Origin of the sequence: Bacteroides sp. 3_2_5, from assembly GCF_000159855.2 — a bacterium.
GTDB lineage: Bacteria > Bacteroidota > Bacteroidia > Bacteroidales > Bacteroidaceae > Bacteroides > Bacteroides fragilis.
This window is the reverse complement of sequence record NZ_JH636043.1, coordinates 602,318-616,139: the sequence shown is the minus strand read 5'-3', so window position 1 is coordinate 616,139 and position 13,822 is coordinate 602,318. Positions and strand designations below refer to the sequence as shown.

The following is a 13,822-nucleotide window of genomic DNA, read 5'->3' as shown; positions in this document are numbered from 1 at the left end:
CTGCCTTATTCAGGTGACTATAGCATCAGGGTTCCACCTCTTCCCATTCCGAACAGAGAAGTTAAGCCTGATCACGCCGATGGTACTGCGTAACAGTGGGAGAGTAGGTAGTCGCCGTTTTTTTCAGATGGTTCATCCCCTTCGGTCGAAAGACCGGAGGGGATGACTTGTTTTATACGGGGGGCGGAGGAAAGGGAGCGCCAGGCTGCCCTCCGGATAACACTTTCTTAATGGAGATGGCTATGGGAAATCCGATAGCCTTTTCTTGTCCTATATAACGGTTATTGGAAGAGGTGGGTATCTCCGCATCCTTGGGGGCACGGAGCCTTGCAAAAGAGGAGATTCAAGCGAATGAATGGGTTTTATATAGGAAAAAATGTGTCGTAAGAGTAGAGGGATGTAAGGAAGGTACTTTTGTGAGCTGTTTTACACTCTACTGTCAGCCCCCCACATCATTTTGGTACGCAAGGTATCGAAAAAGATGTGGTTAAAGCGTTTCACCACCTTAATGCTATAGTCTGCTCTACGGATAGTGAGACGAGTAGTCTCTTTACAGGTTTCACTGCTACCGTCTATTGCTACCAGAAAGTTATGACTACGGCTTTCTACATCTAAAGTAATTTCCCAGTCATCACAGATTACTATAGGCCTTACATTTAAACTGTGTGGGGCGACAGGAGTGATTGCAATCGTTTTGGAGTGTGGAACGATAATAGGGCCACCTACGCTTAATGAATAGGCAGTAGAGCCTGTTGGAGTAGCAATAATCAAACCGTCTGCTTGATAAGTAGTGAGATGTGCCCCGTTGATTGCCGTACGGATACTGATCATTGATGAACTGTCTCGTTTCAGAATGGCTATTTCATTGAGAGCATAAGGCGAATTTTGTAAATGTTTATCGTCACAAAGTAACTGGAGTACACTTCGTTCCTCAACAGTATAATGGTTCTGATAAACCTCTTCAATCGTTTCTTCCATTTCTTCCGGAGATACATCTGCCAGAAACCCTAATCGTCCGGTATTGATGCCTAAAATAGGGATTCCTTTATTGCCTACACGGCGTGCTGCCTTCAGAAAAGTGCCGTCACCGCCAATGCTGATCACCATGTCGGCATCAAAATTGTTTTCATCGAACAAATCATCTGCCTTAACGTTCAGTTTTAAATCGGACTTCAGAAAACGATGAAACTCCCTGCATACGCAGATTTCAGCTCCATGTTTCTCGAGTAATTTGAACAGGGTGGCAGCATGTGAGGACTTCTTAGCTTGGTATGTATTTCCGAAAATGGCAAATTTCATGTTGATAAAAGTTTCTAGTATGTCGCAAATTTGGGATTTTTTTTCGGTATTGCTGTTATCTTATCGCTAATATTTGTACTTTTGCGCAAAACATATGGGTAAAAGCTCCGTATTATATTAAGACATAGAACTATGACTAAATTAAGTGTGAACATAAACAAAGTGGCTACCCTTCGGAATGCCCGTGGGGGAAATGTTCCGAACGTGGTTAAGGTGGCGTTGGATTGTGAGAGTTTCGGTGCTGACGGAATAACGGTTCACCCCCGTCCGGATGAACGCCATATCCGTCGTTCGGATGTGTATGATTTGCGTCCGTTGCTTCGGACCGAATTTAATATTGAAGGATATCCTTCTCCTGAGTTTATTGACTTGGTGTTGAAGGTGAAACCTCATCAGGTGACTTTGGTTCCGGATGATCCTTCTCAGATAACTTCTAATTCGGGATGGGATACCAAGGTTAACTTTGATTTCCTGACAGAAGTATTGGATGAATTTAACGGGGCAGGTATCCGTACATCCGTATTTGTGGCACCCGATGCGGAAATGATTGAATATGCTGCGAAAGCAGGTGCCGATCGGGTAGAATTATATACCGAGCCCTATGCTACTGCCTATCCGAAAGATCCGGCTGCGGCTGTTGCTCCTTTTGTTGAAGCGGCAAAAGCGGCACGTAGATTGGGGATCGGTCTGAATGCCGGTCATGACTTGAGTTTATTGAATCTGAATTATTTTTATAAAAACATACCTTGGTTGGACGAAGTCTCTATCGGTCATGCTTTGATAAGCGATGCACTGTATCTGGGACTGGAACGTACCATCCAAGAATATAAAAACTGTCTTCGCTAATGAATGCAATGCTACTATTAGCCCAAGTGGCTACCAATCTGGCTGACTCCGTTGCATCGGCCAATCCTGTATTGACTCCTGTATCTGCACCGGCAGAAATGAATATGCTTGATATGGCTATCAAGGGTGGATGGATTATGATTGTACTGGCCGTACTGTCTGTTGTCTGTTTCTACATTCTGTTCGAACGTAACTATATGATTCGGAAAGCCGGTAAAGAAGATCCGATGTTTATGGAGAAGATTAAAGATTATATCCATAGTGGGGAGATAAAATCGGCCATTAATTACTGTCGTACGATAAATACTCCTTCAGCCCGCATGATTGAGAAAGGTATCAGCCGTTTGGGACGTCCGGTAAATGATGTGCAGGTTGCTATTGAAAATGTGGGAAATATAGAGGTGGCCAAGTTAGAGAAAGGACTGACGGTAATGGCTACCATTTCCGGTGGTGCACCGATGCTTGGCTTCCTGGGTACGGTAACCGGTATGGTACGGGCATTTTACGAAATGGCGAATGCCGGAAGCGGTAACATAGACATAACATTGCTTTCAGGAGGTATTTATGAAGCCATGATTACTACTGTGGGTGGTTTGATTGTGGGTATTATTGCTATGTTTGCTTACAACTACCTGGTGATGTTGGTAGACCGAGTGGTCAATAAGATGGAATCCAGAACTATGGAGTTTATGGATTTGCTTAATGAACCTGCACAGAAATAAAGTGCTGAGATAAAATAAAGTGCGTAGCCAATTAGCACATTGACAGATTGGCATCTTGAAGAATTATTTTATGGCATTAAAGCGTCGAGCAAAAATATCACCCAACTTTAGTATGGCATCTATGACGGATGTCATATTCCTGTTGCTTATCTTTTTTATGATAACCTCAACTGTTGTGTCGCCCAATGCGATTAAAGTGTTGTTGCCACAGGGGAAACAGCAAACTTCGGCCAAGCCGTTGACAAGGGTTATTATTGATAAGGACCTGAACTATTATGCAGCGTTTGGTAATGAAAAAGAGCATGCTTTGGGATTGGAAGAGTTAACTCCATTCCTCCAAAGTTGTGCGGATAAAGAACCTGAGATGTATGTTGCTCTCTATGCAGATGAAACTGTGCCTTATCGCGAAATCGTTAAAGTGCTGAACATCGCTAATGAGAATCATTTTAAAATGGTGTTGGCTACACGCCCGCCGGAAACAAAGAAGAAATGAACATAAAAAGAAAGAGTGAATATATAGGGGCGTTGGGTGCATTGTTGGTGCATGTGGCTATTATTGCTCTTTTGATTCTCGTAAGTTTTGCTATCCCGCATCCGGACGAAGAAGCCGGGGGAGTACCTGTTATGATGGGAGATGTGGATGCTGCTTATGGAAACTATGATCCTTCTACCATGGTGGACGTGGAGGTTTTGCCGGAAGAAGTGCCGGCTCCGCAGCCCGAACCGGAAGTGGAGACTGAACAGGAAATGATTACTCAGACCGAAGAAGAAACGGTTGTGGTAAAGCCTAAGGCCGAACCTAAGAAGGAAAAACCGAAAGTGGCAAAGAAACTTGAGAAAACTCCCGAAGAAAAAGCTGCCGAAGCTAAAAAGCTTGCCGAGGAAAAGGCGGAACGTGAACGTAAGGCTGCAGCGGAAGCTGCCAGTAAACGAGTGGCCGGTGCTTTTGGTAAAGGTTCGCAAATGGGGGGAAGTAAAGGTACGGCTACTTCAGGAGAAGGAGTCGAAGGAAGTAAAGACGGTAATTCTTCGACCGGAGCAAAATCCGGAGTCGGAGGGTATGGAACATTTAATCTTGGAGGACGTTCTATAGGAGAAGGTGGTTTGCCTCGTCCGGTATACAATGTTCAGGAAGAGGGACGTGTCGTTGTTTCTATCACGGTAAACCCTGCCGGTCATGTGATTGCTACGAGCATCAACCGATTGACAAATACGGTAAATTCGACTTTACGTAAGGCAGCTGAAGATGCGGCTAAGAAGGCTCGTTTTAATGCTGTGGACGGAGTAAACAACCAGACGGGAACAATTACTTATTATTTTAATTTGAAATAATTAATGCTTAGGGTGCCGCACCCTTAAAAGGCCGGGCGCTTTAAGTTTGTAACATCTAAATGATATAGATTATGGGAACTGTTTATGCATTTTTCGCAGATGGATTTGAAGAAATTGAAGCGCTTACTACAATTGATACATTGAGACGCGCAGGTTTAGATGTCGAAATAGTATCTGTTACTCCGGACGAGATTGTAGTCGGAGCGCATGACGTATCTGTGCTTTGCGATAAGAATTTTGAAAATTGTGACTTCTTTGATGCTGAGCTGCTGTTTTTACCCGGAGGTATGCCGGGAGCTGCCACTTTGGACAAACATGAAGGGTTGCGTAAATTAATTCTTAGTTTTGCAGAGAAAAACAAGCCTATTGCAGCCATTTGTGCTGCTCCGATGGTACTTGGGAAACTGGGACTCCTGAAAGGACGCAGAGTTACTTGTTACCCCAGTTTCGAACAATATCTGGATGGGGCGGACTGCACTAACGAACCGGTTGTAAGAGATGGTAATATTATTACCGGGATGGGACCGGGAGCTGCCATGGAGTTTGCATTGACTATTGTGGATACATTGTTGGGCAAAGAAAAAGTGAACGAACTGGTAGAGGCTATGTGCGTAAGACGTTAAGCTTATGTGTCGGACTGCTTTGATTGTAGCCGGAGGGAAGGGACTCCGTATGGGGAGCGAACTTCCCAAACAGTTTCTTCCCATCGGTGGTAAACCTGTATTGATGCGTACGCTGGAAGCTTTTCACCGTTTCGATGAAAAAATGCAGATTATTCTTGTATTACCTCGGGAGCAACAGGACTTTTGGCGTGAACTTTGTGAAGAGCATGGCTTTGATATTAAACATCAGATTGCCGATGGAGGTGAAACACGTTTCCATTCGGTCAAGAATGGATTGGCTCTTGTGAACGGTATCGGTGTAGTGGGAATACATGATGGTGTCCGTCCTTTCGTTTCACAGGAAGTGATTGCCCGCTGCTTCCGGGAAGCAGTAGTCCGAAAAGCCGTCATACCCGTCATTGATGTGGTAGAAACTGTGCGTCATCTCACCGAATCGGGCAGTGAAACCGTAAGCCGTAATGACTATAAATTAGTGCAGACTCCCCAGGTGTTCGATGCAGATCTGCTGAAGAGAGCTTATGAACAGGAATTTACTCCCTTTTTTACAGATGATGCTTCGGTGGTGGAAGCCATGGGTGTTCCTGTCTACCTGGTGGAGGGGAATCGTGAAAATATAAAAATAACTACTCCTTTTGATTTGAAAGTAGCTTCAGCCTTGTTGTAATGTTCGATTTAACTACACGAGACATAAAGTACTTATCCGGTGTCGGCCCGCAGAAAGCTGCGGTTTTGAATAAAGAGCTGGAGATTTATTCATTGCATGACCTGCTCTATTATTTCCCTTATAAATATGTAGACCGGAGTCGCATCTATTACATTCATGAAATAGATGGAAATATGCCGTATATACAATTGAAAGGGAAGATATTAGGATTCGAAACATTTGGTGAAGGACGTCAGAGGAGGCTGTTGGCGCATTTTTCGGATGGTACGGGAGTGGTTGACCTGGTGTGGTTTCAAGGTATAAAGTATGTTACCAATAAATATAAACTTCATGAAGAATACATTGTTTTCGGTAAGCCAACGGTGTTTAACGGAAGAATCAATGTAGCCCATCCCGATATAGATAGTCCCGCCGATCTGAAATTGTCGTCAATGGGGCTTCAGCCCTATTATAATACGACGGAGAAGATGAAGCGCAGCTTTCTTAACTCCCATGCGATTGAAAAAATGATGGCAACCGTTATCGGACAGATTCAGGAGCCTTTGTCCGAAACACTTTCACCTAAACTGATTGCCGATCATCATTTGATGTCTTTGACGGATGCATTGCGGAATATTCATTTTCCTTCTAATCCGGAATTGTTGCGAAAAGCACAATATCGTCTTAAGTTTGAAGAACTCTTCTACGTACAACTCAATATTTTGCGGTATGCCAAAGACCGGCAACGCAAATATCGCGGCTATGTTTTTGAAACGGTAGGAGAGACTTTTAATACGTTCTATTCAAAGAATCTCCCTTTCGAATTGACAGGCGCTCAAAAGAGAGTTTTAAGGGAGATCAGACAAGACGTAGGGTGTGGAAAGCAAATGAACCGGCTATTGCAGGGAGACGTTGGAAGTGGAAAAACATTGGTGGCATTGATGAGCATGTTGATGGCACTGGATAATGGATTTCAGGCTTGCATGATGGCGCCTACCGAAATTTTGGCTAACCAACATTACGATACCATCAGAGAACTGTTGTTTGGAATGGATGTAAGGGTGGAGTTGCTGACAGGCTCGGTAAAAGGCAAGAAACGGGAAGCTATTCTTGCGGGACTCCTGACCGGAGATGTGCACATCTTGATAGGTACCCATGCCGTGATTGAAGATACTGTAAATTTTGCTTCGCTGGGATTGGCTGTCATCGACGAACAACACCGCTTTGGAGTGGCACAACGTGCCCGCCTGTGGAGTAAAAGTGTTCAGCCACCTCATGTGTTGGTTATGACTGCTACTCCGATCCCACGTACATTGGCTATGACACTTTATGGTGATCTGGATGTTTCGGTTATAGACGAATTACCTCCCGGCCGTAAACCGATTGCTACGATTCACCAGTTTGATAACCGTAGAGAAAGTTTGTATCGTTCGGTACGGAAACAGATAGAGGAAGGCCGTCAGGTTTATATTGTTTATCCACTGATTAAAGAGAGTGAAAAGATTGATCTAAAGAATCTTGAAGAAGGATATCTGCATATCTGTGAAGAGTTCCCCGACTGTAAGGTCTGCAAAGTGCATGGCAAGATGAAGCCTGCTGAGAAGGATGCACAGATGCAACTTTTTATTTCGGGTGATGCGCAGATCATGGTAGCCACCACAGTAATTGAAGTCGGTGTGAATGTGCCCAATGCTTCGGTGATGATTATCGAGAATGCCGAACGTTTCGGACTATCCCAGTTACATCAGCTACGTGGGCGAGTGGGGCGTGGAGCTGATCAGTCTTATTGTATTTTAGTTACTACGTATAAACTTACCGAAGAGACCCGGAAGCGGCTTGAAATTATGGTGCGCACCAATGACGGATTTGAAATAGCCGAGGCAGATCTTAAACTACGCGGTCCCGGGGACTTGGAGGGTACGCAACAAAGTGGCATTGCTTTCGACCTGAAGATCGCGGACATAGCCCGTGACGGACAGCTTTTGCAATATGTGCGCACTATTGCTGAAGAAATAACAGATGCCGATCCTGGCGGAGTATTACCGGAGAATGCGATTTTGTGGCAACAGTTGAGAGCATTGCGCAAGACGAATGTTAACTGGGCTGCTATTAGTTGAAAAACGGTTAAACATGTAGCTTTTTTACATAAATATGTTGCATAACATATTTTCTCTTATTCCCTTTATTTACGGTTGTTTGGAGAAATATTTCTTTAATTCCATGCCTTGCTCTTATAAAAAATAGTTAAGAACATGCCTTCTGTTTCGTCTGGAAATGCTATCTTTGGGGGAATTTTTAAATAAATGAGCACTTTAACCTTTTGAAACTGTACGTTATGATGGAAAAAACATTAGTCATTCTGAAACCTTGTACCCTTCAGCGGGGGCTGGTTGGCGAGATCACTCGTCGTTTTGAGCGTAAAGGATTGCGTTTGGCAGGAATGAAGATGGTGCAGTTGACTGATGAAGTGTTAAGTGAGCATTATTCACACCTTAGTTCGAAACCATTCTTTCAGCGAGTGAAAGATTCCATGATGACGGCTCCCGTTATCGTTTGTTGTTTTGAAGGTGTGGATGCTATTCAAGCCGTTCGTGCATTGGCGGGACCAACCAACGGACGTCTGGCAGCGCCGGGGACCATTCGCGGAGATTACAGTATGAGTTTTCAAGAAAACATTGTTCATACCTCTGATTCGCCTGAAACCGCAGCTGTCGAATTAAACAGATTCTTTAAACCGGAAGAAATATTCGATTACAAGCAGGCTACTTTTGATTACCTGTATGCGAATGACGAATATTGATTGAATTGAATTAACAAGACGAATGAATTTCAATTGCATTAAAACAGTAATGATTGCCGCTGCGGCTATGGTCAGCCTGAATTCTTTTTCTCAGGATTTGATTGCCCGTCAGGCACCGATTGACAGAAAATTAAAAAGTGTAGATTCATTAGCATTGCAGAAACAGATCCGTGCAGAACAATCTGAATATCCTGCGTTGAGTCTATATCCTAATTGGAACAACCAGTACGTACATGCTTACGGAAAGGATGCTATTATTCCCGATTCTTATACGATCGATCTGACTGGCTTCCATATGCCTACTCCGAGTACCCGTATTACATCTCCTTTCGGTCCCCGTTGGAGAAGAATGCACAACGGACTTGATATCAAAGTGAATATTGGCGATACCATTGTCGCAGCTTTTGACGGAAAGGTACGTATTGTGAAATACGAGCGTAGAGGATATGGTAAATATGTCGTTATTCGTCATGACAATGGTCTGGAAACTGTATATGGCCACTTATCTAAACAGTTGGTAGAGGAAAATCAGTTAGTGAAAGCCGGGGAGCCGATCGCTTTGGGTGGAAACACCGGTCGTTCGACAGGATCTCACCTCCATTTTGAAACACGTTTCCTGGGTATTGCCATCAATCCGGCATTGATGTTTGACTTCCCGAAACAGGATATTGTTGCAGATACATATACGTTCAGAAAAACAAGAGGTTACGAACGTAACAGAGCCGGTTCTCACGATACTAATATAGCATCGGACGGTGAAATCAGATATTACAAGGTGAAGAAAGGCGACAGTTTGTCCCGAATTGCTAAATTGCGTGGCGTTTCCGTCAGCACACTTTGTAAGTTGAATCGTATTACTACAAAGACCACACTTCGTCCGGGTCAAGTATTGCGCTGTTCATAATAGTTATACTACATAGTCGGAAGAGGGCACTTTAATATAATTTAGAGTGCCCTCTTTTCTTTTTACTTTAATTATTGTTACCTTTGCACACTATTTGTAAGGAAATGAAAGATACCAAGCAACAATTTGAACATGTCATTGCTTTATGCCGTGACCTATTCTCTAAAAAACTGCATGATTACGGTCCTGCATGGCGTATTTTGCGTCCTGCTTCCGTGACCGACCAAATATTTATCAAGGCCAATCGTATTCGCAGCATTGAAGTAAAGGGGGTGACTCTTGTCGATGAGGGAATCCGTTCCGAGTTTATCGCTATTGTCAACTATGGTATTGTTGGGTTGATACAGTTGGAACTGGGATATGCAGAGTCTGCTGATATTACAGTGGAAGAGGCATTGGCTCTTTATGACAAGCATGCGAAGGAAGCATTGGAATTGATGCTTGCCAAGAATCACGATTACGATGAAGCATGGCGGAGTATGCGCATCAGCTCATATACCGATTTGATATTGATGAAGATTTACCGTACCAAGCAGATTGAGAGTCTTGCCGGTCAGACATTGGTTTCGGAAGGCATTGATGCCAATTATATGGATATGATTAACTATTCTGTTTTCGGATTGATTAAGATAGAATTTGAAGGATAGAGAACTACATATTATTCAGAAAGTATGGACTAACCTGTGCCGCTTTGCGCTGGCAGGGGTGTTTATCTTTTCAGGATTTGCGAAGGCGGTCGATCCATTGGGTTCGGAGTATAAAATACAAGACTACCTTGATGCTTTCGGTATGGGGACATGGCTCCCGGCTTTTTTTCCATTGCTGGCGGGTATTGTTTTATCAGCCATTGAATTTTCGGTAGGTATCTTTTTGTTTTTTGGCATCCGGAAAACGACTGCTACATGGTTGGCTTTGTTGCTGATGATTTTTATGACACCGCTGACCCTGTATCTGGCTTTAGCTAATCCGGTGTCTGACTGCGGCTGTTTTGGTGATGCATGGGTCTTGACCAACTGGCAAACGTTCTGGAAGAACATTATTTTGTTGATAGCTGCAATTTCCGTTTTTAGGTGGAAGCATCAGATGATTCGCTTTATCAGTGCCAAAATGGAATGGCTCGTATCTCTATATACTTTTCTATATGTGTTTGCACTTTCGTTTTATTGTTTGGGAAACTTGCCGATATTAGATTTCCGTCCTTATAAAATAGGAAAAAACATTCCGGAAGGTATGGATGTTCCGGAAGGAGCAAAGCCTACGGTGTACGAGAGTGTGTTTGTACTGGAAAAAAATGGCGAGAAGAAAGAATTTTCTTTGGAGAATTATCCGGATAGTACCTGGAAATTCATTGAAGCACGGACCATTGTAAAAGAAAAGGGCTATGAACCTTCTATTCACGATTTCTCGATGACCAATCTTGAAACGGGTGAAGATATTACAGAGGAGGTATTGTCTGATAAAAACTATACGTTCTTATTGGTGGCTCATCGCATTGAAGAGGCCGATGACAGTAATATCGACCTGATCAATGAGATTTACGACTATGCGGTGGAACACGGATATCGCTTTTACTGCCTGACTTCTTCGTTGGATGATCAGATAGAACAATGGAAAGATAAAACAGGTGCGGAATACCCTTTCTGCCTGATGGATGATATTACGTTGAAAACAATGATACGTTCCAACCCCGGATTGATGTTGATTAAAGAAGGTACTATCCTTAATAAATGGAGTGATAGTGAGCTGCCCGACGAATATGCTTTGACTGACAAACTGGAGAATCTGGAATTGGGAAAACAGAAAGAAGAAAGTGATGTGCATACGATTGGGTATGTGCTCCTTTGGTTTGCTATTCCTTTATTGATGGTTCTCGGTGTCGATATATTGGTGGTGAAGCGTTTGGAAAAGAGGCGGAAAAGAGCTGCTGAAAAAGCTGTCGAAAATTCAAAATCCTCTTCTGAGGCGTAGATGAATAATAGAATTGAAAATTTATTAACCCTTTTAATAAAAAACAAAATGAGAAAGAACATTGTTGCAGGAAACTGGAAAATGAACAAAACCCTTCAGGAGGGTATTGCTCTTGCAAAAGAACTGAATGAAGCTTTGGCTAACGAAAAGCCTAACTGTGATGTCATTATCTGTACTCCGTTTATTCACCTTGCTTCTGTTACTCCTTTGGTAGATGCAGCTAAGATCGGTGTAGGTGCTGAGAACTGTGCTGACAAAGAATCCGGAGCTTATACAGGTGAAGTATCGGCTGCTATGGTAGCTTCTACCGGTGCTAAATACGTTATTCTGGGTCACTCGGAACGTCGTGCTTACTACGGTGAAACGGTTGAGATCCTGAAGGACAAAGTGAAACTGGCTTTGGCAAATGGTCTGACTCCGATTTTCTGTATCGGTGAGGTTCTGGAAGAACGCGAGGCTAACAAACAGAACGAGGTTGTTGCTGCTCAGTTGGCATCTGTATTCGATCTTTCGGCAGAAGATTTCTCTAAGATCGTTCTGGCTTACGAACCGGTTTGGGCTATCGGTACCGGTAAAACAGCTTCTCCTGCTCAGGCTCAGGAAATCCATGCGTTCATCCGTTCGGCTGTTGCTGAGAAATACGGAAAAGAAATCGCTGACAACACTTCAATCCTTTATGGTGGTAGCTGCAAACCTTCTAATGCTAAAGAACTGTTTGCTAATCCTGATGTTGACGGTGGTCTGATCGGTGGTGCTGCCCTGAAAGTTGCTGACTTCAAAGGTATCATTGACGCATTCAATTAATTAAAATTGGGGGTTAAAAGCCGGAGAATAGTAATTTGCCGGTTTTTAATACCCCAATTCTCAATCTTATAAATTTATGAAGAAACTGGGTTTACTTTTGTTCTTGTTTGTTTGTGCTGCGGTTGTCCGGGCTCAAAGCAATATCGTGAAAAGTCTGGAACGTAATGTACCGGGGCAAGGGAAAGTAACTATTCATCAGGATTCCCGCATCGAAGCTTTGCTGGGAACTGCCCGCACCGGCACAGGAGAGCAGACTGTTATAAAGTCGTCCGGTTATCGGGTGCAGGCTTATGCCGGTAATAATACCCGCCAGGCCAAGAATGAAGCCCATCAGGTAGGTACCCGTGTCAAGGAGTACTTTCCCGAACTTTCGGTTTATACTTCTTTCAATCCTCCCCGGTGGTTGTGTAGAGTCGGTGATTTTCGCAGCATCGAAGAAGCTGATGCCATGATGCGTAAGCTGAAAGCAACCGGTGTGTTTAAAGAAGTCTCTATTGTTAAAGATCAAATTAATATTCCTCTGTAATCATGTTAGAAAAAGAAGAAATCATTTCTCCGGCTTTGGAAGATTTAAAGAATCACTATCGCAGTATAATTACTTTGTTGGGCGAAGATGCTGAACGGGAAGGATTATTAAAAACTCCCGAACGTGTAGCTAAAGCCATGTTGACCTTGACCAAAGGCTACCACATGGACCCGCATGAAGTTCTTCGTTCTGCCAAGTTTCAGGAAGAGTACAGTCAGATGGTGATTGTGAAGGATATAGATTTCTTCTCACTTTGCGAACACCACATGTTGCCTTTCTATGGCAAAGCTCATGTAGCTTATATACCTAACGGATATATCACCGGATTAAGTAAAATAGCCCGTGTGGTCGATATTTTCTCTCATCGGCTGCAAGTGCAGGAACGGATGACGCTGCAAATTAAAGAGTGTATTCAGGAAACGTTGAATCCGCTGGGCGTAATGGTCGTGGTGGAAGCCAAGCATATGTGTATGCAGATGCGCGGAGTGGAAAAACAGAATTCCGTAACTACTACTTCCGACTTTACAGGAGCTTTTAATCAGGCTAAGACCCGTGAAGAGTTTATGAACCTGATCCGCCAGAGATGATAAACTCGGAGTTTTGATATTATACAGAATAATAACTATTTATTTCAATTACTTATATTTTAGTTTGGTTATATAGTTATAGTTATCTATTTTTGCCGCAGTAAGTAATACTTCGTAGCAAAAATCTATGTCAGCTACTATCAATGATTTAGCTTCATTTAATAAGTTCTTTACCGAGAATCAACATCGGTTTATCCGATTTGCATGGACTTATACCCGTGACGAAGTTGTGGCGGAAGATATTGTTATGGAGTCTCTGATGGCTTATTGGGAGAATCGAGATCATATGACTCCGGAAATCAATCCGGCTGCCTATGTACTTACTGTCGTAAAAAATAAATGTCTCAATTATCTGCGCCATTTACAGTTGGTTAATGACGTTTCTGACCGTGTCGCCTCACATTCTGAGTGGGAGTTGTCCAATCGTATTGCCACACTGGATGCCTGTGAACCCAATGCATTGTTTGCCAGTGAAGTGCAGGATATTATCGATCGTGTTATTTCCCGTTTATCTGCTACTACCGCCCGAATTTTTCTTTTAAGCCGTTACGACAACAAGTCCCATAAAGAAATTGCTGAAATTATGGGAATGACCGTGAAGGGAGTCGAGTTTCATATCTCTAAGGCTACCAAAGAGTTGCGTGTTGCTTTAAAAGATTATCTTGTCCTTTTTCCTTTCTTATGTGACTTTCTGTCCCGAAATTAAAAATAAAAAGAACTTTTTTACTAGGGGGATTAATTGTTGGCGTGTTATTATAATGAATGCAA

16 protein-coding genes and 1 rRNA gene are annotated in these 13,822 nt (G+C 43.1%); 16 read left to right on the top strand and 1 reads right to left on the bottom strand.

Features of this window, described 5'->3' with window-relative positions:
• Positions 1-9 precede the first annotated feature (9 nt).
• Positions 10-120, top strand: a 5S ribosomal RNA gene (gene rrf, locus BSHG_RS17430).
• 306 nt (positions 121-426) lie between these two features.
• Here the strand turns inward: rrf and BSHG_RS17435 are convergent.
• A complete protein-coding gene (locus BSHG_RS17435; RefSeq protein ID WP_005791134.1) occupies positions 427-1,299 on the bottom strand; it encodes an NAD kinase in 873 nt (290 codons plus the stop codon).
• A 132-nt stretch (positions 1,300-1,431) separates the two neighbouring features.
• On the opposite strand from BSHG_RS17435, the gene BSHG_RS17440 reads away from it, so the two are divergent.
• The 15 genes from BSHG_RS17440 (at position 1,432) to BSHG_RS17510 (ending at position 13,760) form a co-directional block, all read left to right on the top strand.
• On the top strand, positions 1,432-2,145 hold the full coding sequence (locus tag BSHG_RS17440; RefSeq protein ID WP_005791132.1) for a pyridoxine 5'-phosphate synthase: 714 nt from the start codon (positions 1,432-1,434) through the stop codon (positions 2,143-2,145).
• Entirely contained in the window at positions 2,145-2,867 is a 723-nt protein-coding gene (locus tag BSHG_RS17445) for a MotA/TolQ/ExbB proton channel family protein (protein WP_005791129.1), read from the top strand. The genes BSHG_RS17440 and BSHG_RS17445 overlap by 1 nt, the downstream gene beginning before the upstream one ends.
• Positions 2,868-2,937: 70 nt before the next feature.
• On the top strand, positions 2,938-3,360 hold the full coding sequence (locus tag BSHG_RS17450) for an ExbD/TolR family protein (protein ID WP_005791127.1): 423 nt from the start codon (positions 2,938-2,940) through the stop codon (positions 3,358-3,360).
• Complete coding sequence (locus tag BSHG_RS17455) at positions 3,357-4,199, top strand: TonB family protein (RefSeq protein ID WP_008657688.1); 843 nt, start codon at positions 3,357-3,359, stop codon at positions 4,197-4,199. Before BSHG_RS17450 ends, BSHG_RS17455 begins: the two co-directional genes overlap by 4 nt.
• 71 nt (positions 4,200-4,270) lie before the next feature.
• Entirely contained in the window at positions 4,271-4,822 is a 552-nt protein-coding gene (locus BSHG_RS17460; RefSeq protein WP_005791124.1) for a DJ-1 family glyoxalase III, read from the top strand.
• A 4-nt stretch (positions 4,823-4,826) separates the two neighbouring features.
• Positions 4,827-5,486, top strand: coding sequence for a 2-C-methyl-D-erythritol 4-phosphate cytidylyltransferase (locus BSHG_RS17465; protein WP_008657687.1), 660 nt, complete (start codon positions 4,827-4,829; stop codon positions 5,484-5,486).
• A complete protein-coding gene (recG, locus tag BSHG_RS17470) occupies positions 5,486-7,582 on the top strand; it encodes an ATP-dependent DNA helicase RecG (RefSeq protein WP_008657686.1) in 2,097 nt (698 codons plus the stop codon). The genes BSHG_RS17465 and recG overlap by 1 nt, the downstream gene beginning before the upstream one ends.
• A gap of 218 nt (positions 7,583-7,800) precedes the next feature.
• Complete coding sequence (ndk, locus tag BSHG_RS17475) at positions 7,801-8,265, top strand: nucleoside-diphosphate kinase (RefSeq protein ID WP_008770040.1); 465 nt, start codon at positions 7,801-7,803, stop codon at positions 8,263-8,265.
• A gap of 22 nt (positions 8,266-8,287) precedes the next feature.
• Positions 8,288-9,169, top strand: a complete 882-nt coding sequence (locus BSHG_RS17480) for a M23 family metallopeptidase (protein ID WP_008770039.1) — start codon at positions 8,288-8,290, stop codon at positions 9,167-9,169.
• 104 nt (positions 9,170-9,273) lie between these two features.
• Positions 9,274-9,816 (top strand): DUF1599 domain-containing protein, encoded by a 543-nt coding sequence (locus BSHG_RS17485; RefSeq protein ID WP_005791117.1) that lies wholly within the window; start codon positions 9,274-9,276, stop codon positions 9,814-9,816.
• The gene (locus BSHG_RS23390; RefSeq protein ID WP_008657685.1) at positions 9,806-11,137 is read left to right on the top strand and encodes a BT_3928 family protein; all 1,332 of its coding nucleotides are present in this window, start codon (positions 9,806-9,808) and stop codon (positions 11,135-11,137) included. The genes BSHG_RS17485 and BSHG_RS23390 overlap by 11 nt, the downstream gene beginning before the upstream one ends.
• Before the next feature lie 48 nt (positions 11,138-11,185).
• Positions 11,186-11,941, top strand: a complete 756-nt coding sequence (tpiA, locus tag BSHG_RS23385; protein ID WP_005791115.1) for a triose-phosphate isomerase — start codon at positions 11,186-11,188, stop codon at positions 11,939-11,941.
• Positions 11,942-12,017: 76 nt separating this feature from the next.
• Positions 12,018-12,467, top strand: a complete 450-nt coding sequence (locus BSHG_RS17500; protein ID WP_005791114.1) for an SPOR domain-containing protein — start codon at positions 12,018-12,020, stop codon at positions 12,465-12,467.
• 2 nt (positions 12,468-12,469) lie between these two features.
• A complete protein-coding gene (gene folE / locus BSHG_RS17505) occupies positions 12,470-13,054 on the top strand; it encodes a GTP cyclohydrolase I FolE (protein WP_005791113.1) in 585 nt (194 codons plus the stop codon).
• A gap of 127 nt (positions 13,055-13,181) precedes the next feature.
• Positions 13,182-13,760, top strand: a complete 579-nt coding sequence (locus BSHG_RS17510) for an RNA polymerase sigma-70 factor (protein WP_005791112.1) — start codon at positions 13,182-13,184, stop codon at positions 13,758-13,760.
• The last annotated feature ends 62 nt before the right edge of the window (positions 13,761-13,822 follow it).